Source organism: Streptomyces sp. NPDC001348, from assembly GCF_053597535.1.
The window spans coordinates 15,975-35,807 of the sequence record NZ_JBSFIK010000025.1 but is presented as its reverse complement, the minus strand read 5'-3'; the positions used below and the strand labels follow the sequence as shown (position 1 = coordinate 35,807).

The window sequence follows — 19,833 nt, the reverse complement described above, 5'->3', positions numbered from 1 at the left end:
GGGCCGGGTGCAGCGGCCCTGACCGACGGCCGCACGGATCAGGATTCGAGAAGCGCCGGCCGTCGAGGCGGACCTAGTGTGACCGCGATACCGTCGCCACCAGCGCGCCGGCGAAGGACAGCCAGACGGCAGAGGGAGACACGATGAGCATGGCCACGAGCACGGACACGCAGTCCCCTGTGTCGCACGTCGCCGACAGCCACGACCTGATCCGCGTGCACGGTGCGCGCGAGAACAACCTCAAGGACGTCAGTATCGAGATCCCGAAGCGCCGGCTGACCGTGTTCACCGGTGTCTCCGGATCGGGCAAGAGCTCGCTCGTGTTCGACACCATCGCCGCGGAGTCGCAGCGGCTGATCAACGAGACCTACAGCGCCTTCGTTCAGGGCTTCATGCCGGCGCTGGCGCGGCCCGAGGTCGACGTGCTCGAAGGACTGACGACCGCGATCATCGTGGACCAGCAGCGGATGGGCGCCGACCCCCGGTCCACGGTCGGCACCGCCACCGACGCGAACGCGCTGCTGCGCATCCTCTTCAGCCGGCTCGGGCGGCCGCACATCGGCTCGCCGAAGGCGTTCTCCTTCAACGTCGCCTCGATCAGCGGTGCGGGCGCGGTCACCGTGGAGCGTGCCGGGCAGACCGTGAAGGAGCGCCGCAGCTTCAGCATCACCGGCGGGATGTGTCCGCGCTGCGAGGGCCGGGGTACGGTCACCGACCTCGACCTCACGCAGCTCTACGACGACTCGAAGTCGCTCACCGAGGGCGCGATCACCGTCCCCGGCTACAAGGGGGGCGGCTGGAACTCCCGGCTCTACGCCGAGTCGGGCTTCTTCGATCCGGACAAGCCGATCCGTGAGTACACCGAGAAGGAACTGCACGACTTCCTGCGCCGCGAGCCGACCAGAATGAAGATCGCGGGCATCAACATGACCTACGAGGGGCTGATCCCCCGGATCCAGAAGTCGATGCTCGCCAAGGACCGGGAGGCGATGCAGCCGCACGTCCGTGAGTTCGTGGACCGGGCGGTCACCTTCACCACCTGCTCCGACTGCGACGGGACCCGGCTGAACGACGGGGCGCGGTCGTCGAAGATCGGGGGGATCAGCATCGCCGACGCGTGCGCGATGCAGATCAGCGACCTGGCGGCTTGGGTGCGGGGCCTGGACGAGCCGTCGGTGGCGCCGCTGCTCGTGACGCTGGGTGAGACCCTCGACTCGTTCACGGAGATCGGCCTCGGCTACCTCTCGCTCGACCGGCCGGCGGGCACGCTGTCCGGCGGCGAGGCACAGCGCACCAGGATGATCCGCCACCTCGGCTCCTCGCTCACCGACGTCACGTACGTCTTCGACGAGCCGACCACGGGCCTGCACCCCCACGACATACAGCGGATGAACGACCTGCTGCTGCGGCTGCGGGACAAGGGCAACACCGTGCTCGTCGTCGAGCACAAACCGGAGGTCATCGCGATCGCCGACCACGTCGTCGACCTCGGCCCCGGCGCCGGCACGGCGGGGGGCACCGTCTGCTTCGAAGGCACCGTCGAGGGGCTGCGCACCGGTGGCACCCTCACCGGCCGCCACTTCGACGACCGGGCGGCGCTCAAGGAGACGGTGCGCCGGCCCACCGGCCTGCTGGAGATCCGCGGGGCGACGACGCACAACCTGCGCGGGGTCGACGTCGACATCCCGCTCGGCGTGCTCACCGTCATCACCGGCGTCGCCGGCTCCGGCAAGAGCTCGCTCGTGCACGGGTCGATCCCCGCCGGTAAGGGCGTGGTGTCGGTCGACCAGGCCGCGATCCGGGGGTCGCGCCGCAGCAACCCGGCGACGTACACCGGACTGCTCGACCCGATCCGCAAGGCGTTCGCCAAGGCCAACGGCGTGAAGCCGGCGCTGTTCAGCGCCAATTCGGAGGGCGCCTGCCCGACCTGCAACGGCGCCGGAGTCGTCTACACCGACCTGGCGATGATGGCCGGTGTCGCCACGACGTGCGAGGAGTGCGACGGCAGGCGGTTCGCGGCGTCGGTCCTCGACCACCACCTGGGCGGCCGCGACATCAGCGAGGTGCTGGCGATGCCGGTGGCCGAGGCCGAGGAGTTCTTCGGCGCCGGCGAGGCCCACACCCCGGCGGCCCACCGGATCCTGCAGCGGCTGGTCGACGTCGGGCTCGGCTACCTGACCATCGGGCAGCCGCTCACCACACTGTCCGGCGGCGAGCGGCAACGGCTCAAGCTGGCCACGCACATGGCGGAGAAGGGCGGCGTCTACATCCTCGACGAGCCGACCGCGGGCCTGCATCTCGCCGACGTGGAACAGCTGCTGGGCCTGCTCGACCGGCTCGTCGACTCCGGCAAGTCGGTCATCGTCGTCGAACACCACCAGGCGGTCATGGCGCACGCCGACTGGATCATCGACCTCGGTCCCGGCGCCGGCCACGACGGGGGCCGGATCGTCTTCGAGGGCACTCCCGCCGACCTCGTCACCGCGCGGTCCACCCTCACCGGCGAGCACCTCGCGGCCTACGTCGGCGCCTGACCGAGGCCGTTCACCTCTCAGCACCCCGTGGCGCGGCGGTACTGCGCAGACGCGCCGGTACCGCCCACCACTGGTCCGGGCGGTCCACCACCGGAGCCTCCGGACCGGTTTCGAGGAACCGGGCGAGGCGCAGGAGGTACGCGGCGATACCGGCCGCGCCCTGCATCCACGCGGTGCCCGGGGGCAGCAGCGGTGGATCCTGGCGGTGCTCCCGGAAGCGCCAGCGGGCTCCGTCCTCGTCCCTGACGACCCGCTGGGCGAGCGCGTCGCCCATCGTGCGTGCCGCACGCAGGAGGGTTTCCGCTCTCGCCGGGTCCTCGCAGTCCTGCACCGCGTCCAGGAGTATGTCGCCGACCCCCGCCGTTCCGCAGCAGCGGCCGTCGTTGTCCCAGAACCCCGGGCGCAGACGCTGCGGGACTCCGGAGGTGAGGATCGAGGTCAGGCACCGGTCCCGCAGTTCGCCGACCTCGATGCCGGCCACCTCGGCCACACCCGCGTACGACAGCGCGGCGAACAGGTGGGAGGTGCCTGCCGGACCGTGGCACCAGGTGTACGTGACCGGCTCCACCTCCCGCTTCGACGGCGGGATGGTGTGCGGGACGATGAACCCGCCGTCCTCCAGGGAGCCCATGGCCAGTACGTGCCGGGCTCCCTCCACCGCTGCCCCGACGAACTCCTGCCGGCGCAGTGCCGCACCGGCCACCGCCAGCGCCGCGGCCACTCCCGCGGTGCCGTGCGAGTAGTTCGGCGCCCTCCACTCCGTGTCCGCCGCTATCCCCCAGTCCAGACCGGCCGGCGTGCGGTCGGCCACTCGGAGCAGGGCCTCGCAGCCGGTGGCCGCGATCGCCGCCGCATGCTCTCCGCCCGCCCAGACCGCCGTCATCACCACACCGGCGGTGCCCGCAATGATGTCGTTCAGGGGCGCGTCCGAGCCCGGTACGAACTCGACCGTCGTCCGCCAGCCCTCGGGGGTCGCCAGGTCGGCCAGCCGCCGCAACGCGACCGCCTCCATGCCCGGTGCGAGCAGCTTCAGCGCCATGGCGTCGCCGGCCAGGCCGTCGTACAGCGACGGTTCCGTCCGGTCCGCCGCCTGCGCCGACAGCCTGGTCACGATCCCCGTCGCCAGGGTGCGCTCGCGCTCGACCGGTTCCCGGTACTGTGCGATCTCCGCCAGTACCGGGGCGAGTCCCGCGATCCCCGAGTACAGGGTGTCGCGGTGCTTCGACGGTGCCGTGTCCGGGCCGTCGTCCGGCACCGTCTCCGGCAGCCACGGCCCCTCGTCCTCCCGCACCTGGTTCAGCACCCACGACCAGGCGGCCTCGCCCAGTTCCCGGTAGACATCGCTCGAGATCATCCGGCCACGCTACAACTGAGCGCCGTCCAGGGGCACATGGCCGGAAGTTTCGCGGCGGTCACGCGGGCCTGGTGTCGTCCCTCTCGCCCTCCGCCTGGGACGGCTCGGTCCGGGGGACGTCCGGGTGCTGCTCCACGGCCGCGCGTTCCGTCGGCTCGTCGCGCTCGCCCTCGGCCTGGGAGGGGGTGTGAGAGTACAGCCAGGTGTCGTATTCGGAAGCTCCGGTCGTCATGGCAGGCCTCCCTCGCGAGGTGGTGTGCCGGTCAGGTCTCGATCACGGCGGCGCAGTCGGGGCACACCAGGGGTGCGTACCGCGCCGGGTACCAGCGTCCTCCGGGGGCTTCCGCGGAGGTCCGGGAGGCCGTCCGCATGGCGAAGGTGTCCTTGCCGCACAGGGTCCGCGGTCCGGTGGCGGCAGGCGCCCCGGGAGCCGTGGGCGCGGCGTGCACCCTGCGCACGGGCCGCTCCTCGCCGTCCGGGTCCGGGGAGGCGTGTGTGGCGTTCGGCTTGTCGAGTTCGTACACGACGACGATCTCGCCCATGAGTCCATGGTAGGCGGGAGGGAGCCGTTACCGGCCCAGGACTCCGGTTCCGCCGTTGACGGTGGCCAGGAGCTTGCCGATGGTGTCGCGGGAGCGACGAGGGTCCCCCTCGTCCAGCGCGGCCAGGGCGGCGGCCGCGGCCGCGCGTACCGGGGTGGGCAGTGCGGCCTCGGCGGCGACGCGGTACGCCGCGCCGCGACGGGCGAAGCGCTCCTCGTCGGTCACTCCGCCGGCGCTCAGGGGGAAGACGGCCGCCTCGTACTGGACGACGACGGTGAGGAGGCCGTGGGAGAGACCCTCGGCATAGCCGCGGGCCATCGCCTCCTGTTCCGCGACGGCGAACCCGGCCATGGCCCGCCGTCGGACGAAGACGGAGGTGGTCAGGCAGACCGCTCCGGCGGACAGCCCGGTGACGGCCGACGCGGTCCAGCCGCCGAGCAGCGCACCCAGTACGCCTCCGGCCACGGCCACCAGGCAGGTGATCCCGCTGGACAGCAGCAGGAGCGCGCGGGCGGGCGTCAGGGTGGTCATGCGGTGCAGTGTGCCACGCGAGGGCCCTCGGCGACCCCGGAGAGCGGTTGAGGGTAGGTTGATCGGCATGAGCGAGAACGTCTACTTCGACATCACCATCAACGACGAACCGGCCGGCCGGATCACCTTCAGGCTCTTCGACGACGTCGTTCCCAAGACCGCCAGGAACTTCCGTGAGCTGGCCACCGGGCAGAACGGCTACGGATACGCCGGTTCCTCGTTCCACCGGGTCATCCCGCAGTTCATGCTCCAGGGCGGCGACTTCACCCGGGGCAACGGCACCGGCGGCCGGAGCATCTACGGCGAGAAGTTCCAGGACGAGAACTTCAGCCTCAAGCACGACCGGCCCTACCTGCTGAGCATGGCGAACGCGGGTCCCAACACGAACGGGTCCCAGTTCTTCATCACCACCGTCGTGACCGGCTGGCTCGACGGCAAGCACGTGGTCTTCGGCGAGGTCGTCGAGGGCCAGGACATCGTCGACAGGATCGAAGGCCTCGGCAGCCAGAGCGGAGCGCCCAAGGCGAAGGTCACGATCGCCGCGAGCGGGACGGTCTGACCGGACCGTCGCGGTCGGACGGGCCGGGCACCTTTTCCCGCCCGGCCCGTCCGGCGTGGGTCAGGGGCGGATGGTCAGCCAGTCCAGCGCGGCGACCCGGCCGGTGCCCTTGGCCACGATGTAGAGGTCGTGTACTCCGGTGACCTCGTGCGCCAGGGTGACGGACCGTTCCTGCCAGTCACCGGCGCCGCTGAGCGGCACCACCGCGGCCGGGCGCGCGTCGGTCGCGTCCAGGCGCAGCTGAAGTGAGCAGCCGCGCTCGCAGGCGGGGGCGACGCGCAGGGTGAGGTGCTTGCCCCGGACGTCGACCTCGTGGAATGCCACCCGGCCCCCGCCTCGCAGGGTGGCGGCCGCGGTGTCCCGCTCCGCGCCTCGTGTCCCGGTGGCCTGTTCCGCCTGGAGCGTCGAGGCGGCGTCGGGTCCGGCGCCGTACAGCCGGATGTCGTTGACGACCCACGGGGCGGATCCCGCGGCGGTGAGCGTGACGCGCACGTAGCGCGCGGTGGTCTGCGCCGGGAACACCGCGTCCTGGGTGAAGGACCGGCCGGAGACCCGGGCGAGCGGCCGGCCCCAGTGGGTGCCGTCGCGGCTCACGGAGACCGAGAAGCCGTACGGCTGGCCGCTGGTGTCGCGTCCCGCGTCGAGCGAGAGCCGGTCGAAGGTCTTGCTTTCGCCGAGGTCGACGGTCAGGTTCTGTCCGGGGGCCTGCGCGGCGGCACCCGTCCAGCGGGTGTCGATGTCCCCGTCGACGGCGGCCGAGGCGTCGGTGCCGTCACTCGCCGTGGCGCTCCAGTTGCCGTGACGCACCCGCTCCTGGCAGCCGGGCAGGTCGCAGCCGGCGGACCAGACCGGTGCGCCGTACTCGTACGCGCCCTGGTCGGGGGCCGCGCCGCGGACGTCGGTGGTGATGCCCTCGATCGACTCGCCGGCGTCGACGGCGGGTGAACCGGGCTTCAGCCACAGCTCGCCGTTGACGGCGTCGGTGTAGCCGGGGTCGGCGCTGATCAGGTTGGAGCGGACGACCGGAAGCGGGTCGCCCTTCTGGGTCGCGGTGACCGGTTTCGGGCCGACGATGTTGCTGAAGTACGAACCGGAGGCGTCCGTCGCACCGCTCAGCTGCACCGAAGTACCGTCGATACCGACGCCGTAGCTGGAGTTGTGGTCCTGGTTGGCGATGCTCGGGCCGGTGTGACCGTTGAAGAAGGCGCCCCGGCTGCCGGTGTTCCAGGCGACGTTGTGGTGCAGCAGGAAGTGTCCGGAGTAGTTGTCGACGTAGTAGCCGACCTGGCCGTCGGCGTCGTGCGCGGTGTTGTGGTCGATGGAGCTGCCGGAGCCGTCGAGGCTGCAGCAGACGTAGAAGGGGGAGCCGTCGCGCGAGGTGCGCATCGCTTCGGAGATGTCGTTGTAGGCGATGCGGTTGTCGTGGAACTCGGTGCCGTTGAGCTGCCAGGCCGTGTCGATGGCCGCCCGTCCGGTGCGGCGGATCGTGTTGTGCGTGACCGTGTGGCCGTTGCCGTTGATCTCGATTCCGGGTGTGTAGCTGCCCATCCAGCCGACGTCGTGGATGTAGTTGTCCGTGACGGTGTTGCCGGTGCCGCGGACCAGGACGCCGTCTCCCGCCGACTGCGAGATCTCGCTGTTCTCCAGGGTGTTGCCGGTGCCGAGGAGCTGGACGCCCGAGTCGAGGATGCGCGAGGCGACGATGTGCCCCTCGAACGGCGGGATCGCGAGGTCGCTGTCCGGTGGCATGGGGAGGGTGGAGAACTCCGAGATGTAGGTCGCGTGCAGTGCGTCGACGACGACCCCCGTGCTGTCCTTGCCCGTGCGCAGGGAGGTGCCCCACAGGTTCAGGCCGCGCACGGTGACGAAGGAGCTGTGGCTCAGGTCGACGCCCCACTGCCGGTGCTTGGCGGTCACCGTGTGTCCGGCGAGCCCGCCCTCGGGGGGCACCAGGTAGAGGCGGTGGGCGGCCTTGTCGTAGTACCACTCCCCCGGCTGGTCGAGTGCCGCCCTGGAGCCGACGAGGTAGTAGTTCCGGTAGTTCTGGTTGCCCATGCACAGCGGTGGGCAGCGGTGGTTGCCGCCCTTGAAGTCGAGCTCGCCGTGGGCGGTGGCGGTGACCGTGCCGGTCTGCTGGGCCCACGGGTTGGAGCCGGCCCACAGGTGCACGGTGGCGCCGGTCCAGTCGGCGTCGGGCAGGTCGGTGTCGTCGATGTGCTGGTCGGTGGAGGTGGCGTCGGCCTCCGCCCAGGTGGCGTTGAGCGGATCTGCGCCGGAGTTGGGCCAGCGGCCTTCGGCGGCGCGGCCGCCGTCGAGGAACACCGCGTTGAAGTCGGGGTCGAGCGGCAGGTCGGTGTCGGCGGCGACCAGGTCGCCGCCCGCCTTCTGCCAGCCGGTGACCGGTTCGGTGCCGTCCACGGTCACCGGGCCGTCGCCGTACGCGGCGATGGTGATCGGGGCGCCCTCGGTGCCGGAGGGCGGGGTGAGCTGTTCGCGGTAGGTGCCGCGGTGGACCAGGCAGGTGTCGCCGGGGTGGACGTGGGCGAGGCAGGCGCCGATGGTGCGCAGGGGGCGCGCCGGCGAGCCGGACGCGTGGTCGCTGCCCGAGGGGGCGACGTGGTAGGTGCGGGCGGGGCCTGCCGCGTGGGCCTGGACCGGGAGGGCCAGGAGCGCGGTCACGGCGGCCAGTACGGACAGATGTCTGAGTCTCATGTCCCGTCTCCAGTCGTCGGGGGTTGTCGCCAGGCCTTCTCGGCCTCGGGTCCGTCCGGGGCGCCCAGCACCGCGCACCGCAGCCAGTGCTCCCCCGGCGGGAGCCGGCCGACGAGTACCGGCAGGGCCGTGCGCCGGGCGAGGACGTTGGTGCCGGGCAGGCAGTCGACGACCTCGCCCGGGCGCGGGCCGTCGAGGTCGCGGATGCCGGTCAGTCCGGCCGGGGCCGACACCCGGGCGTAACCGGGGCCGGTCCTGCGGTGGGTGCCGGCGTCCCGGTCCACGGCGAAGCCGCCCTCGGCGGTGTGCAGGGCGCGGCCGGTCCGGACGCGGTGGACGCGCAGGTGCCAGGGTGGCCTGGCGGTCAGCCAGGTGGTGATCTCCACGTCGGGCCAGGGGTGCCAGGTACTGTGCACGGTGCCGGTGCCGGACGAGACGTACCAGCCGGCCGGCTCCTCACGCACCCGGTGGTGCGTTCCGCCGTCGTCGCTCAGCGCCAGCATGGAGTCGTACGCGCCCTGCGCCAGGCCGACCGTGCCGCCGGGGAGGCTGAAGCCGAAGCGGGTCGAGTAGGCGAACTTGGCGTACTTCTCGGCGCCGTGGCGCAGCCAGGAGTGGTGCTGGCGTCCGGCGAGCAGGGTGACGTCGCCGTGGGCCCGCATGAGCACCGCGCCGGCGTGGGGCTGGGCGCTGGTCGTGGGCAGTTCGGGTGCCGGCTCCTCGGGGGCGGCCCAGAAGGCGTGGTGTTCGGGCAGGGCGAGCGGCAGGAACGCCTTCAGTGACCAGTACGGGGAGCCCGGCGCGTTGTACTGCTCGGCGAGCGCGGGCTGCGGGTAGCCGTAGCCGATGGACAGCAGCCCGTCCGGTCCGGTCACCGGTCGCCCCTGCCACCAGCGCAGGTGCCGCATCAGGTAGCCCTTGACGACACCCCAGGGCAGTGCGTCCACGCCGGCGAAGGGCAGCGCGGCCCAGAAGGCGGCCTGTGCCCAGCGGTAGGTGAGGCTGCGGCCGTAGGGGACGGCGGCGCCGTCGTCCGCGAACCAGTGCCGGAAGTCGTGCGCGAACCGGGCCGCCCGCTCCTTGAAGCGTGTCCCGCCGGTGAGCGTGTCGTGCAGCAGCCCGTAGAAGTGCATCGCCCACGGCACGTAGTAGTCGCGCCGCTCGGTGGGGCCGTCGGTGTACCAGCCGTCCCCGAGCCAGAAGGTCTCCAGGCGTCTCAGACGGGCGGCGGTCAGCGAGCGGTCGTGGGACACTCCCACCCGGTCGAGGCCGAGACCGATGAGCACCGGGAAGAAGTGCCAGTTGTTGTCGGCGGTCTCGCGGGGCAGCGCGCTGCGCAGCCAGCGTGCCAGCCGGTCGCGTGCCGCCCCGCTCAGCGGGTCCCACCACTGTTCGGGGGCGAGTGCCAGGGCGAAGCCGATGGCGGCCATCTCGACGACGCGCTGGTCGCGGTCACCAGGCTCGCCCCAGTACTCGGGGTGCGCGGGGTCGCTGCCGTGGGTGAGTCCCGCGATCCACAACTCCGCGTGCGGCACCGTCTGCTTGCCCGCGGCGAGCGGGGCCAGGCCCCAGAGCGGCCGGGCGAACGCCTCCAGTTCGGCGGCCGTGTCGTCGTGGATCGCGGTGTTCACCCCGAGCCGTACCCGGGCCCGGCCTGGGCTGAAGCGGTGCGCGAGGGGTGCGGTCAACTCCGTCAACCGCTTGGTCAGTTCCGTGCGTGCGTGGGTCTCGCCCCAGACGTCCATCAGCCCTTCTCCGCCCCCGCCAGCAGCCCGGTGCGCAGGTGGCGCTGCGCGAGGACGAACCCGATCGACAGGGGTGCGCAGGCCACGAGTCCGGCCAGGGCGGCTTCCGGCTGGTGGATGTCGAGGTCGGCGAAACCACTGGAGTTGTTGACGGCGCCGGTGGACTGCAGCAGGGACATCAGGCCGAGTTGGAGGGTGTAGGTCCGGTCGTCGGAGAGCATCACGAAGGGCAGGAAGAAGTCGGTCCAGCAGCGGACGAACCCGAAGAAGGCGATCAGCGCGACCGCGGGGCGGGCCAGCGGCAGCGCGACCGACCAGAACAGGCGCAGCTCGCTCGCGCCGTCCACCCGTCCGGCGTCCAGCAGGCTGTCGGGCAGGTTCGCCTGGAAGTGCAGGAAGGCGAGGTACACGCCGAAGGGGTAGAACGACAGGGGCAGGATCACCGACCAGACCGTGCCGGTGAGGTCGACCGCCGACATCTCCAGGTAGAGGGGCAGGACCAGTGCGGCCGGCGGCAGGATCATCGTCACCACCGACAGGGTCAGGAGCGTGCGGCGTCCGGCGAACTCGTGTTTGGCGAGCACGTAGCCCGCCGGCACGCACAGCAGCAGGGCGAGGACCACGCTCGCGACCGCGTAGATGACGGAGTTGCCGATCCACAGGGTGATCTCGCCGTCGTTGTAGGAGGTGAGGTGTGACCAGGCCGAGCCGACGTTGCCGAGGGAGCCGAAGCCGAGCGGTGAGCCGGTGGTCAGGTCGTCGGCGGTGCGGGTGGGTGCGAGCAGTAACCACAGCAGGGGAAGGGCGAAGAAGACGGCCGCGCCGAGCAGGAAGAGGGCGCGGGCGCCGCGGGACAGGGCGGTCATCGCCTCACCTACCGGGATTCCGTGGTGTACATGCGGGTGCGGGTGATCACGATCCAGGCGGCGAGCAGTCCGACCGCGAGCATGGCCAGCGACAGGGCGGCGGCCTTGCCGAAGTCGCCGTCCTGGGTGGCGTACAGGTAGGCGAGCTGGTTGACGGACCAGGCCGGGCTGATCTGGCCGGGGGCGCCGGTGGACAGCACGGTCGGTTCTACGAACACCTGGCTGCCGGACGCGAAACTGGAGATCAGCACGAAGGCGACGTAGGTGCGGACCATCGGCAGCTTCACGTGCCACATGGCCCGCCAGGCCGAGGCGCCGTCGACCTGGGCCTGCTCCAGGACGTCCTTGGGGAGCGCGTTGAGCGCACCGTGGAGGACGACGATCCAGCCGCCCGCGTGCACCGCGACACCCATCACGGTGAGCACCGCGAGCAGACTGCCGCCGGAGAGAGCGTCCGTGGCACTCCTGACGTCCATGAGCCGGAGCAGGGGCGCGAAGGGGCTGCTGTCGGGGCTGACCATGAACAGCCACAGGAGCGCGGCGGCCGATCCGGTGACCGCGCCCGGCAGGTAGTAGACGAGCTGCAGCGCGCTGGTGGCGCGGCCGGGGCGGGCGTGCAGGGTGAAGGCGAGCGACAGGACGGTCAGCAGCAGGATCGGCAGCCACAGCAGCAGATACGTGGTCACGTGGGCGGCCGCGTCGCCGAGCCGGTAGTCGTGGAGTACGGCCGTCCACTCGCGTCCCCCGGTGAAGGAGCCGTCGTGGACGAAGGAGGTCCACAGGGCGTATCCGGCGGGGGCCAGCCCGAAGACCACGAGGAACAGGGCGTAGGGGCCCGCGAGGATCCAGACGGCGGCGGTGTGCGCGGGCCGCCTGCGGCGGGGCCGCACCGGCGGCACGGCACTCACCGTCATGGGCCGGGGCGGGGTCAGCGTCTTCATCCGACCGTGTATCCGGTGGACTCGGCGGCGTCCTCGAGCTTGTCCTGCCACCGGCCGAGTGCGTCCTCGAGGGAACCGCCGGAGTCGGCCGCCCTGCCGACGGTGTCGTTGAAGCTGTTCTGCCAGTCGGCTTCGTAGCGGACGGCGCCGAAGCCGGGGCGCAGGGCGCCGGCCGCCGCGCTGAGGGCGGGCACGGGGTCGGAGGCGTAGTAGGGGTCCTTCGACTTGGCCTCGCCCCACTTCCGGGCGGCTGCCGTGAAGGCGGGGTAGGTGGGCTGCTTCGCCTGGAGCGCGACGTCGGTGGTCATCCAGCGCACGAGGTCCGCGGCGGCCTTGGCGCGCTGCCCGGCGTGGGTGGAGACGAGGAACGCACCGCCGCCGACCTGTCCCGCGTACGACTTGTCCTCACCGGGCCAGGTGGGCATGGGGGCCGCGGCGATGCGGCCCTTCGGCACCTTGAAGGCGGGCTGGAACATGAAGTCGCCGAACCAGGCGGGCCCCGGCAGCATCAGGATCTTGTTGTCCTTGCCCAGCTTCGCGAAGGCGGGGTCGATGGGGGCCACGGTGGTGACGGCCTTCTTGCGGGCGAGTGGCTGGAGCAGGTCGGCGACCCGGGCGCAACGCCGGTCGGTGAGGTCGATGTCGACCTTGGTGAGGCTGAGCGTGTCGCGAGTGGGGCAGCCGCTGCTGCCGAAGTAGATTCCGGCGCCGTACTTGCCGTTGATCGCTCCCACGACGGTGCCGGGGTGCTCCTTGGCCGCCTTCAGACCGGTCTGCTGGTACTGGGCCCAGGTCCTGGGGACGTCGTAGCCGTACTTCCTCATCAGAGTCGTGTCGTACCAGAGCACGGTCGGGGCGATGTCGTTGCGCAGGCAGTACGTCCTGCCGCCGAAGGTGCAGGTGTCCAGGGCGCCTGGGGCGAAACCGTCGCGGACGGACTTGGGCACGAGGTCGTCGAGCGGTGCCGCGTAGCCGAACTTGGCGCTCGCGAGGATCGCCGCCTCGGCGGGGTTGGCCAGGAAGGCGACGTCCGGCCAGCCGCTCCTGGTCCGGTTGGCGAGCGAGATCTTGGTGGGTACGTAGCCCGCGTCGGGCGGGATGGTGACGATCCGCATCTTCAGACCGGGATGGGATTTCTCGTACTGCTGCGCCGCGGGCATCCGGGTGTTGTCCACCCACACCAGCAGCTCGCCCTTCCCGCCTCCCGATGTGCCGCCACCGCCGGTTCCTCCGCATCCGGAGACCACCAGCGCGAGGGCCGCGGCCAGGGAAGCGGCGTGCCATCTCTTCATCGGGGACCACCTTTACAGCCGGGGAGCTCTACTCCGGTGACCCGGATTGCGATAGTTTTCGCAACCGGCGACCGCCCCCGGAAACGTAGGAGATTCATCCGATGACGTCAACGGTTCGGACAGGATCAGGCGAGGGAAGGCCGCGCACGCTGGCCGAAATTGCGGAACAGGCTGGCGTTTCGGTGTCGACCGTCTCCAAAGTCCTGCACAACAGATCCGATGTATCGCCGGAGACCAGAGCACGCGTCCAGCGGCTCCTGGAGCAGCACGGCTATCTGGCGAAACACCGTCCGGTGGCCACCGCGGCGGCGCCCGGCGGATTGATCGACTTCGTCATCAACGAACTCGACAGCCCCTGGGCGGTCGAGCTGATCCGGGGGGCGGAGGAGGCGCTGCACGAGGCGGGCATGGGGCTGGTGGTATCGGCCACGCACGGCAGGACCCGGCGTGCCCGCCAGTGGCTGGACTCGCTGGCCACCCGCCCCACCCGCGGGGCGATCCTGGTGGTGCCCGAACTGACCCCGCGGCAGCACGAGGAACTGGGCCGGCTGGGCATCCCGTACGCGCTGGTGGCGCCGATCGACGAACCAGCACCCGGTACACCCTGGGTGGGTGCGACCAACTGGCCGGGTGGACTGGTGGCCACCCGCCACCTCATCGAACTGGGCCACCGGCGCATCGCGATCATCAGCGGCCCCGAACGGCGGCTCACCTCACGGGCGCGGGTCGACGGCTACCGCTCGGCACTGGCCGAGGCGGGCCTGCCCTTCGACCCGGCGCTGGTGCGCTACGGCGACTTCACCCACGGCCTCGCCCACCGGCACGCCCTGGACCTGCTGGCCACGGCCGACCGCCCGACCGCGGTGTTCGCCGGCAGCGACCACCAGGCACTGGGCACCTATCGGGCCGCCGCCGAACTCGGCCTGCGCATACCGGAGGACGTCAGCGTGGTCGGCTTCGACGATCTGCCCTTCGCGGACTGGGTGACTCCGCGGCTGACGACGATCCGCACCCCCCTGGCCGACATGACCGCGCTCGCCGCGCGGATGGTCCTGCGGCTGCTGTCCGGGGAGCAGCCGGAGCCGACCCGGGTGGAGGTGGCGACGGAACTGGTGGTACGGGAGAGCAGTGCGCCGCCGGCCGCGCGGTAGGAGGACGGGGCCGGCCCGGCCCCGCGGGTGGCGGGACCGGGCCCGACGGTCGGCCCCGGTAGGGGATCAGCGTTCCTCGCGGAAGGTGACGTGCTTGCCGGCGACCGGGTCGAACTTGCGCAGGACGAGCCGGTCGGGGTCGTTGAGGCGGTTCTTCCGCGTGACGTAGGTGGAGCCGGTCCCCGCGGTCGACTTCAGCCTGACGACGGGACGCACGGTGCTGCGTGCCATGAGGTTTCTCCTTTCACCGACCGCCCGGTGATGACCCGGGCATGTCAGTCGCCCAGCTCAACAACGCGAGTTCCCGCACCATTCCCGCGGGCCCCGTCCGGTCATGCCCCCTGCTCACGCGTCGGCCCACGGTCCTCGTCACCGTGCAGGTCGGCTCGCGACCGCGCACCGGCGTCGCGTCCGGCGAGGGGTGCCAGCCGCTGGGCGGCGGTGTCGACGAGTTCCAGGTCGGCCTTGGTGTGGGCGATGGCCGCGTCGATGAGCAGGGACACCAGGGGATCGGCCGTGTGGGAGCGCCGCAGCCTGGTCAGGCCGGCCAGTTCCGAGACGTAGGTCTGGCGCTGCGCCGTCACGAGGGCTTCCAGGGCCTCGGGTCCCAGGGAGGAGGCGCCGAACAGTTTGAGGAACAGTTCGTCACGGAATCCGCCCGTGCGCACCCACGCGCCGGTCGCCCAGCCCAGCAACTCCTCCCGCCCCGCAGACGTGAGGGTGTAGCGGGTCTTGTCCGGCCGGTCCGCCTGGGCCACATGGGATCGGGTGACATAGCCGTCGCGGACCAGGCGGTCCAGGATCTGGTAGAGGTGACCGATGTTGAGCCCGCCCCACTGCGGGCCGATGGCTTCCTCGAAGCGTGCCTTCAGCTCGTACCCGTGGTCCGGCCCCTTGGCCAGCAACGCGAGCACCGCGTGGTGCAGTGGCATGGACACCCCTCATGCGTCGGCGTTTACAGGCCTCTTGGATTGTGACAATGTACCGCTGCATTGTGGCAATGCAGGGAGGGTGGGCAACACGGTGGACGTGAGGTTACGAGGCGTGACCCGCCGGTACCCAGGGCTGACCGCGCTGGACGCCGTCGACTTGCACATCGAGAGCGGCGCCGCGGTCGCGCTCACCGGGCCGTCGGGTTCGGGGAAGTCGACCGTCCTGCATCTGCTCGGCGGCATGGACCGGCCGGACGAGGGCACTGTCGCCGTCGACGGGGAAGAGCTGACGGCACGTCGCCTGGACGTGCACCGCCGCCGGGTCGGCTTCGTCTTCCAGCGCTTCCATCTGCTGCCCGCGCTGACCGTCCTGGACAACGTGCTCGCACCGGTACTGCCCCGCCGGGTGGACTTCGACCGGCGCTCCCGGGCGAGGGAGCTGCTGGACGCGGTCGGGCTGCTGGACCGGGCCGACGCGCTGCCCTCGGAGTTGTCCGGTGGCCAGCAGCAACGGGTCGCCATCTCCCGGGCGTTGATCAACCGTCCCGGGCTGCTGCTGGCGGACGAGCCGACCGGCAGCCTGGACAGCGGGACCGGGCGGGAGATCATCGATCTGCTGCTCTCCCTGCGTGAGCAGTACGGGATGACGATGCTGGTCGCGACGCACGACGCGGAGGTGGCGGCCGACTGCGACCGGATCGTGCGGCTGCACGACGGCCGGATCGTCGCCGACGACCGGATCGCGCCGGACACCGAGGTGCTCGGCCGGCTCGGAGGCCTGCGTCCGTGATCGCGATGATCCTCTCCCAGTTGCGCCGCCGCCGTGGCCGCGCCCTCGCCCTGGCCGTTGCCGTCCTGGTCGCCGCGACCAGCTTCACGCTGCTCACCTCGGCCGTGGCCACCAGCAAGGCGCAGACCACCGGTCTGGTCCGGCGCAACGCCCGTTCCGCCTACGACATCCTGGTCCGCCCGCCCGCCGGCCGGACCGCCGTCGAGCGGCACCGCGGTCTGGTCCAGCCCAACTTCCTCTCCGGTGTCTTCGGCGGCATCACCCTCGACGACTACCGGCGCATCAAGGACGTACCCGGCATCGACGTCGCGGCGCCCGTCGCCAACATCGGCTACCTCATGGTGGCCACTCACCTGGACATCGACGTCTCCGGCTTCCTGGACTCCGGTGCGTCCGGCCAGCTCCTGCGCATCAGATCGACCGTGACGGCGGGCCTGCGCAGCTACCCCTCCGCCGACCAGTACGTCTATCTCACCCGCAACCCGATCGCCATCCGCGACGACCTGATGGAGGAGACCGGCTGGTCCGGCCTGGAGCAGGAGACGGCCCCCGACGGACAGTACTGGGTGTGCTGGTACTTCAACGAGGACAAGTCCGGTGTGAGGAAGAGCGTCGACGGCTCCGCCCTGACGCCGAAGGCCGAACCGGCCTACAACCCCGTGCCGAAGACGGCGTTCGACAGGAAGGCGCGCTCGCGTCTGACCTGCCAGTCCGGGCACGACAAGGGCACCGCCCAGATCCCCGCCTCCTTCCCGGTGCTGGTGTCGGCGATCGACCCGGTGGCCGAGAACCGGCTGGTGGGGCTCGGCGACACGGTCACCTCCGGCCGCATGCTCAAGGCCGGCGAACGGCCGGTCTGGGGACCCGACCCCTACGACCCGGCTCCGGTGGCCAAGCGGCAGCACGACTACCAGGTCCCGGTCATGCTCAGCAGCCACGCCCTGACCTCCGGCAGCGTCCGGGCCACCGTGGAGCGGCTGGACGCCGGTGACCCCGCCCGCCTGCCCGCCAAGCTCGGCAGCCCGGCCGCCCACGCCTTCGTCACCGGTCTGCGCGGCAGACAGGTCGGCAAGGTGAGCGCCGACCTCGACAAGGCGTTCCGGTCGGCGAACAGGGCCGTCAACTTCGACACGGGCGGCTACTGGACGGTCGGCCCCGTGACCTACGGCTCCACCGCGCACGGCCTGGTGGCACGGACCCGCCCGGCACAGCCGGCCAAGGTCTGGCAGAACAACGTCGACGGCACGTCCTCGTTCCTCGCCGACATCCCGGAGGAGAACGCCGGTCCGCAGTACCGCACGGTCACCAGTCACCCCTCCACCAACTGCGAGGCCACACGGTACTGCACCGGCGTCGACTCCGGCCGCGAGCCGATCCCTACCCTGAACCTCGTCGGCCGCTACGACCCCACCCGCCTCCACGGCTTCTCCGCGCTCTCCGACGTGCCGCTCGAGACCTACCGGTCACCGCAGGTCACCGGGGCCGACGCGGCGAGCCGGGCCGCCCTCGGCGGCCGGCCCCTGCGGCCCGACCGCAACCTCGGCGGCTACCTCAGCCCGCCGCCCACCCTCCTCACCACCCTCGACTCCATAGCGGCCTTCACCAAGAGCCGCCACACGCCCACCGCCCAGGAGAAGGCGCCCGTCAGCGCCGTCCGTATCCGGGTGGCCGGGGTGACGGGCGTCGACGCCGCTTCCCGGGCCCGGGTCGACGCCGTCGCCGCCCGGATCCAGGACGCCTTGCCGAAGCTGCGCGTCGACGTCACCGTCGGCAGCTCCCCCGCACCGCAGACCGTCGCCCTGTCCTCGGACCTGACCATCCGGGAGAACTGGACCGCCAAGGGCGTGGCGGTGCGCATCCTGCGGGCCGTGGACACCAAGAGCGCGGTGCTGTTCGGGCTGGTGCTGGTGGTGTGCGCGCTCTCCCTCACCCAGGCGACACTGGCTTCGGTGCGCTCCCGCCGCACCGAGATCGGCACGTTGCGCTGCACGGGCTGGAGCGCGGCCGAGGTCCTGCGGCTCATCCTGGGCGAGTTGGCGGTGGTCGGGGCCTGCGCGGGTGCGCTGGGCTCGCTCCTCGCCTACGGGCTGGGCGCCCTGCTCGGACTGCATCAGTCGGCTGCGAAGGCGGTGCTGGTTCTGCCGGTCGCCCTGCTGCTCGCCCTGGCGGCGGGTCTGCTCCCGGCCTGGCGGGCGACCCGGATCAGCCCACTGGACGCCGTCACACCCCCGGTGACCGCCGTCCGGCGCTCGGCGGCCGTGCGGTCGGTACCGGGCCTCGCCGCGCGCAATCTGCAGCGGATGCGCGGCCGGACCCTGCTCGGCGCGGCCGGACTGGCTCTCGCGGTGGCGGCCTTCACCGTGCTGCTGAGCCTGACCCTCGCCTTCCGCGGTGAGGTGGCCGGCTCCCTGCTCGGCAATGCCGTCGTCGCCCGGGCACGCACCGCCGACTATCTGAGCGTCGCTCTGACACTGCTGCTGGGTGCGGCCGGTGCCGTCGATGTCCTGGTCATGTCCCAGCGCGAGCGGGCCACCGACCTCGCCGTGCTGCGCGCCACCGGCTGGACGAAGCGTGAACTGGCCCGGCTCACCCTGTACGAGGGCCTCGGTCTCGCCCTCCTGGGCAGTCTGAGCGGCGCCCTCATCGGTCTGGCGACCGTCCTGACCATCGCTCAGGGGGTACTGGAGGGACACCTGCCGGCCGTGGCCGGCGCGGCGCTGGTGGCCGTGCTGGCCTCCAGCGGCCTGGTCTGCGCCGCTCTGACCGTGCCCATCCGTTCTCTGAGCCGGATCGCCCCGAGCCAACTGCTCGCCGCCGACTGACGTCGGGCAGCCGGCCGCTACGGCGCTTCGACCGCGTCGGCCCGCTGCCCGGGCAGCGTCACCGGCCGTCCCGTGCGCAGCGACTCGTAGGCGGCCAGCACCACCCGCAGCGAACGCAGGCCCGCCTCGCCGTCCGGGGAGGGCCGCTGTCCCGTCCGGGCGGCGTCGAGGAAGGCGTCCAGCATCGTCGCGTCCAGGTCGTCGCCGCCGGGCTCCCAGCGGGCGCGGCCGGCAGCGGCGTCGAAGCCGCCCAGCAGCCGGGGGAAGGCGTCGAACTCGACGATGGCCCGCTCGCCGATGCAGGTCAGCGTGAGGCCGCCCCAGGTGGGGTGGTCCTGCGGGTGGCTCCAGCTGCAGTCGACGGCGGCCACCACACCGCCGGGGTAGCTGATGGTGACCAGGCCCGCGGTCTCCACGTCCAGGCCGAGGTCGGCGTCCAGGACCGAGTTGGCCTGGGCGTACACCTCCACCGCCTGTTCACCGTCGAGCAGCACGTCCATCAGGTCGGCGATGTGCACCGTGTGGTCCATCACCGCGCCGCCGCCCGCGAGTTCGCGTTCGCCGAACCACGCCTGTGAACGGGCCGGGTTGCGGCCGTTGTTGGTGCCGTGGACGCTGATCAGGCGACCGAGCGAGCCGTCGCCGACGGCGCGGCGCAGTGCGGCGAAGGCGGAGCCGAAGCGGACGGGATAGGCGGTCATCAGGCCCACCCCGGCGTGGGCGCAGGCGTCGATGACGGCCCGGGCGTCCTCCTCGGTGGTGGCGAGCGGCTTCTCGCACAGCACATGGGCGCCGGCCGCCGCGGCCCGTTCGACGAGCTCGCGGTGGTGGGCGTTCTCGCTGGTGACGATGGCCGCGTCGAGGGGCTGTGCGAAGACCTCGTCCCAGGTCTCGGCGTACGGCACGCCGAGCCGCTCGGCCAGGGCCGGCCCTCGGTCCGGGTCGTCCCACGGTGCTGCGGGGTCGGCGGTGACGAGCTCCACGTCCTCGCGGTCGCGCAGCAGCCTGATGTAGGCGGCGGCGTGGACATGGGCGAAGGACAGTACGGCGACTCTCATACGG

17 protein-coding genes are annotated in these 19,833 nt (G+C 71.8%); 5 read left to right on the top strand and 12 right to left on the bottom strand.

The features are described 5' to 3' along the window. Positions 1-143 precede the first annotated feature (143 nt). Positions 144-2,534, top strand: a complete 2,391-nt coding sequence (locus ACWC21_RS24855; RefSeq protein WP_450885016.1) for an ATP-binding cassette domain-containing protein — start codon at positions 144-146, stop codon at positions 2,532-2,534. Between the two features lie 10 nt (positions 2,535-2,544). Here the strand turns inward: ACWC21_RS24855 and ACWC21_RS24850 are convergent, their stop codons facing one another. The 4 genes from ACWC21_RS24850 to ACWC21_RS24835 are packed head-to-tail and all read right to left on the bottom strand — an operon-like array spanning position 2,545 to position 4,961. Then, on the bottom strand, positions 2,545-3,888 hold the full coding sequence (locus tag ACWC21_RS24850) for a lanthionine synthetase LanC family protein (RefSeq protein ID WP_450885015.1): 1,344 nt from the start codon (positions 3,886-3,888) through the stop codon (positions 2,545-2,547). A gap of 58 nt (positions 3,889-3,946) precedes the next feature. Beyond that, positions 3,947-4,120, bottom strand: a complete 174-nt coding sequence (locus tag ACWC21_RS24845) for a hypothetical protein (protein WP_450885014.1) — start codon at positions 4,118-4,120, stop codon at positions 3,947-3,949. Between the two features lie 31 nt (positions 4,121-4,151). After that, positions 4,152-4,430 (bottom strand): hypothetical protein, encoded by a 279-nt coding sequence (locus ACWC21_RS24840; RefSeq protein ID WP_450885013.1) that lies wholly within the window; start codon positions 4,428-4,430, stop codon positions 4,152-4,154. Positions 4,431-4,457: 27 nt separating this feature from the next. Continuing rightward, the gene (locus ACWC21_RS24835; protein ID WP_450885012.1) at positions 4,458-4,961 is read right to left on the bottom strand and encodes a hypothetical protein; all 504 of its coding nucleotides are present in this window, start codon (positions 4,959-4,961) and stop codon (positions 4,458-4,460) included. Between the two features lie 67 nt (positions 4,962-5,028). Here ACWC21_RS24835 and ACWC21_RS24830 point away from each other — a divergent pair, with 67 nt between their 5' ends. Beyond that, positions 5,029-5,520 (top strand): peptidylprolyl isomerase, encoded by a 492-nt coding sequence (locus tag ACWC21_RS24830; RefSeq protein WP_450885011.1) that lies wholly within the window; start codon positions 5,029-5,031, stop codon positions 5,518-5,520. Positions 5,521-5,580: 60 nt separating this feature from the next. Here the strand turns inward: ACWC21_RS24830 and ACWC21_RS24825 are convergent, their stop codons facing one another. The 5 genes from ACWC21_RS24825 to ACWC21_RS24805 are packed head-to-tail and all read right to left on the bottom strand — an operon-like array spanning position 5,581 to position 13,076. Then, entirely contained in the window at positions 5,581-8,232 is a 2,652-nt protein-coding gene (locus ACWC21_RS24825; protein WP_450885010.1) for a discoidin domain-containing protein, read from the bottom strand. Further along, the gene (locus tag ACWC21_RS24820; RefSeq protein ID WP_450885009.1) at positions 8,229-9,977 is read right to left on the bottom strand and encodes a DUF2264 domain-containing protein; all 1,749 of its coding nucleotides are present in this window, start codon (positions 9,975-9,977) and stop codon (positions 8,229-8,231) included. The genes ACWC21_RS24825 and ACWC21_RS24820 overlap by 4 nt, the downstream gene beginning before the upstream one ends. After that, positions 9,977-10,843 (bottom strand): carbohydrate ABC transporter permease, encoded by an 867-nt coding sequence (locus ACWC21_RS24815; protein WP_450885008.1) that lies wholly within the window; start codon positions 10,841-10,843, stop codon positions 9,977-9,979. The genes ACWC21_RS24820 and ACWC21_RS24815 overlap by 1 nt, the downstream gene beginning before the upstream one ends. An 8-nt stretch (positions 10,844-10,851) precedes the next feature. Then, on the bottom strand, positions 10,852-11,784 hold the full coding sequence (locus tag ACWC21_RS24810) for a carbohydrate ABC transporter permease (RefSeq protein ID WP_450885007.1): 933 nt from the start codon (positions 11,782-11,784) through the stop codon (positions 10,852-10,854). Beyond that, complete coding sequence (locus ACWC21_RS24805; protein WP_450885006.1) at positions 11,781-13,076, bottom strand: ABC transporter substrate-binding protein; 1,296 nt, start codon at positions 13,074-13,076, stop codon at positions 11,781-11,783. Before ACWC21_RS24805 ends, ACWC21_RS24810 begins: the two co-directional genes overlap by 4 nt. Positions 13,077-13,177: 101 nt before the next feature. Between ACWC21_RS24805 and ACWC21_RS24800 the strand changes: the two genes are divergently transcribed. Further along, positions 13,178-14,227: a LacI family DNA-binding transcriptional regulator gene (locus ACWC21_RS24800; RefSeq protein ID WP_450885005.1), complete on the top strand. Its 1,050-nt coding sequence runs from the start codon at positions 13,178-13,180 to the stop codon at positions 14,225-14,227. A 66-nt stretch (positions 14,228-14,293) separates the two neighbouring features. On the opposite strand, the gene rpmG is transcribed toward ACWC21_RS24800, so the two are convergent. Next, positions 14,294-14,458: a 50S ribosomal protein L33 gene (gene rpmG, locus ACWC21_RS24795; protein ID WP_450885004.1), complete on the bottom strand. Its 165-nt coding sequence runs from the start codon at positions 14,456-14,458 to the stop codon at positions 14,294-14,296. A gap of 101 nt (positions 14,459-14,559) precedes the next feature. Beyond that, positions 14,560-15,159 carry a PadR family transcriptional regulator gene (locus tag ACWC21_RS24790; RefSeq protein ID WP_450885003.1) on the bottom strand — a complete coding sequence of 200 codons (600 nt, stop codon included), beginning with the start codon at positions 15,157-15,159 and terminating at the stop codon, positions 14,560-14,562. Between the two features lie 112 nt (positions 15,160-15,271). On the opposite strand from ACWC21_RS24790, the gene ACWC21_RS24785 reads away from it, so the two are divergent. Further along, positions 15,272-15,949, top strand: a complete 678-nt coding sequence (locus tag ACWC21_RS24785) for an ABC transporter ATP-binding protein (protein ID WP_450885002.1) — start codon at positions 15,272-15,274, stop codon at positions 15,947-15,949. Positions 15,950-15,954: 5 nt separating this feature from the next. Continuing rightward, positions 15,955-18,771, top strand: coding sequence for an FtsX-like permease family protein (locus ACWC21_RS24780; protein WP_450885096.1), 2,817 nt, complete (start codon positions 15,955-15,957; stop codon positions 18,769-18,771). Positions 18,772-18,788: 17 nt separating this feature from the next. Here the strand turns inward: ACWC21_RS24780 and ACWC21_RS24775 are convergent, their stop codons facing one another. Next, positions 18,789-19,829: a Gfo/Idh/MocA family protein gene (locus ACWC21_RS24775; protein ID WP_450885001.1), complete on the bottom strand. Its 1,041-nt coding sequence runs from the start codon at positions 19,827-19,829 to the stop codon at positions 18,789-18,791. Positions 19,830-19,833: the final 4 nt, after the last annotated feature.

What these genes read in the sequence shown, in the direction of transcription:
- ACWC21_RS24805 (WP_450885006.1), bottom strand. Translation starts at nt 13,076, where the DNA reads ATGAAGAGATGGCACGCCGCTTCCCTGGCCGCGGCCCTCGCGCTGGTG.
- ACWC21_RS24840 (WP_450885013.1), bottom strand. Translation starts at nt 4,430, where the DNA reads ATGGGCGAGATCGTCGTCGTGTACGAACTCGACAAGCCGAACGCCACA.
- ACWC21_RS24775 (WP_450885001.1), bottom strand. Translation starts at nt 19,829, where the DNA reads ATGAGAGTCGCCGTACTGTCCTTCGCCCATGTCCACGCCGCCGCCTAC.
- ACWC21_RS24790 (WP_450885003.1), bottom strand. Translation starts at nt 15,159, where the DNA reads ATGCCACTGCACCACGCGGTGCTCGCGTTGCTGGCCAAGGGGCCGGAC.
- ACWC21_RS24830 (WP_450885011.1), top strand. Translation starts at nt 5,029, where the DNA reads ATGAGCGAGAACGTCTACTTCGACATCACCATCAACGACGAACCGGCC.
- ACWC21_RS24815 (WP_450885008.1), bottom strand. Translation starts at nt 10,843, where the DNA reads ATGACCGCCCTGTCCCGCGGCGCCCGCGCCCTCTTCCTGCTCGGCGCG.
- ACWC21_RS24780 (WP_450885096.1), top strand. Translation starts at nt 15,955, where the DNA reads ATGATCCTCTCCCAGTTGCGCCGCCGCCGTGGCCGCGCCCTCGCCCTG.
- ACWC21_RS24850 (WP_450885015.1), bottom strand. Translation starts at nt 3,888, where the DNA reads ATGATCTCGAGCGATGTCTACCGGGAACTGGGCGAGGCCGCCTGGTCG.
- ACWC21_RS24820 (WP_450885009.1), bottom strand. Translation starts at nt 9,977, where the DNA reads ATGGACGTCTGGGGCGAGACCCACGCACGCACGGAACTGACCAAGCGG.
- ACWC21_RS24810 (WP_450885007.1), bottom strand. Translation starts at nt 11,784, where the DNA reads ATGAAGACGCTGACCCCGCCCCGGCCCATGACGGTGAGTGCCGTGCCG.
- ACWC21_RS24825 (WP_450885010.1), bottom strand. Translation starts at nt 8,232, where the DNA reads ATGAGACTCAGACATCTGTCCGTACTGGCCGCCGTGACCGCGCTCCTG.
- ACWC21_RS24855 (WP_450885016.1), top strand. Translation starts at nt 144, where the DNA reads ATGAGCATGGCCACGAGCACGGACACGCAGTCCCCTGTGTCGCACGTC.
- rpmG (WP_450885004.1), bottom strand. Translation starts at nt 14,458, where the DNA reads ATGGCACGCAGCACCGTGCGTCCCGTCGTCAGGCTGAAGTCGACCGCG.
- ACWC21_RS24800 (WP_450885005.1), top strand. Translation starts at nt 13,178, where the DNA reads ATGACGTCAACGGTTCGGACAGGATCAGGCGAGGGAAGGCCGCGCACG.
- ACWC21_RS24845 (WP_450885014.1), bottom strand. Translation starts at nt 4,120, where the DNA reads ATGACGACCGGAGCTTCCGAATACGACACCTGGCTGTACTCTCACACC.
- ACWC21_RS24835 (WP_450885012.1), bottom strand. Translation starts at nt 4,961, where the DNA reads ATGACCACCCTGACGCCCGCCCGCGCGCTCCTGCTGCTGTCCAGCGGG.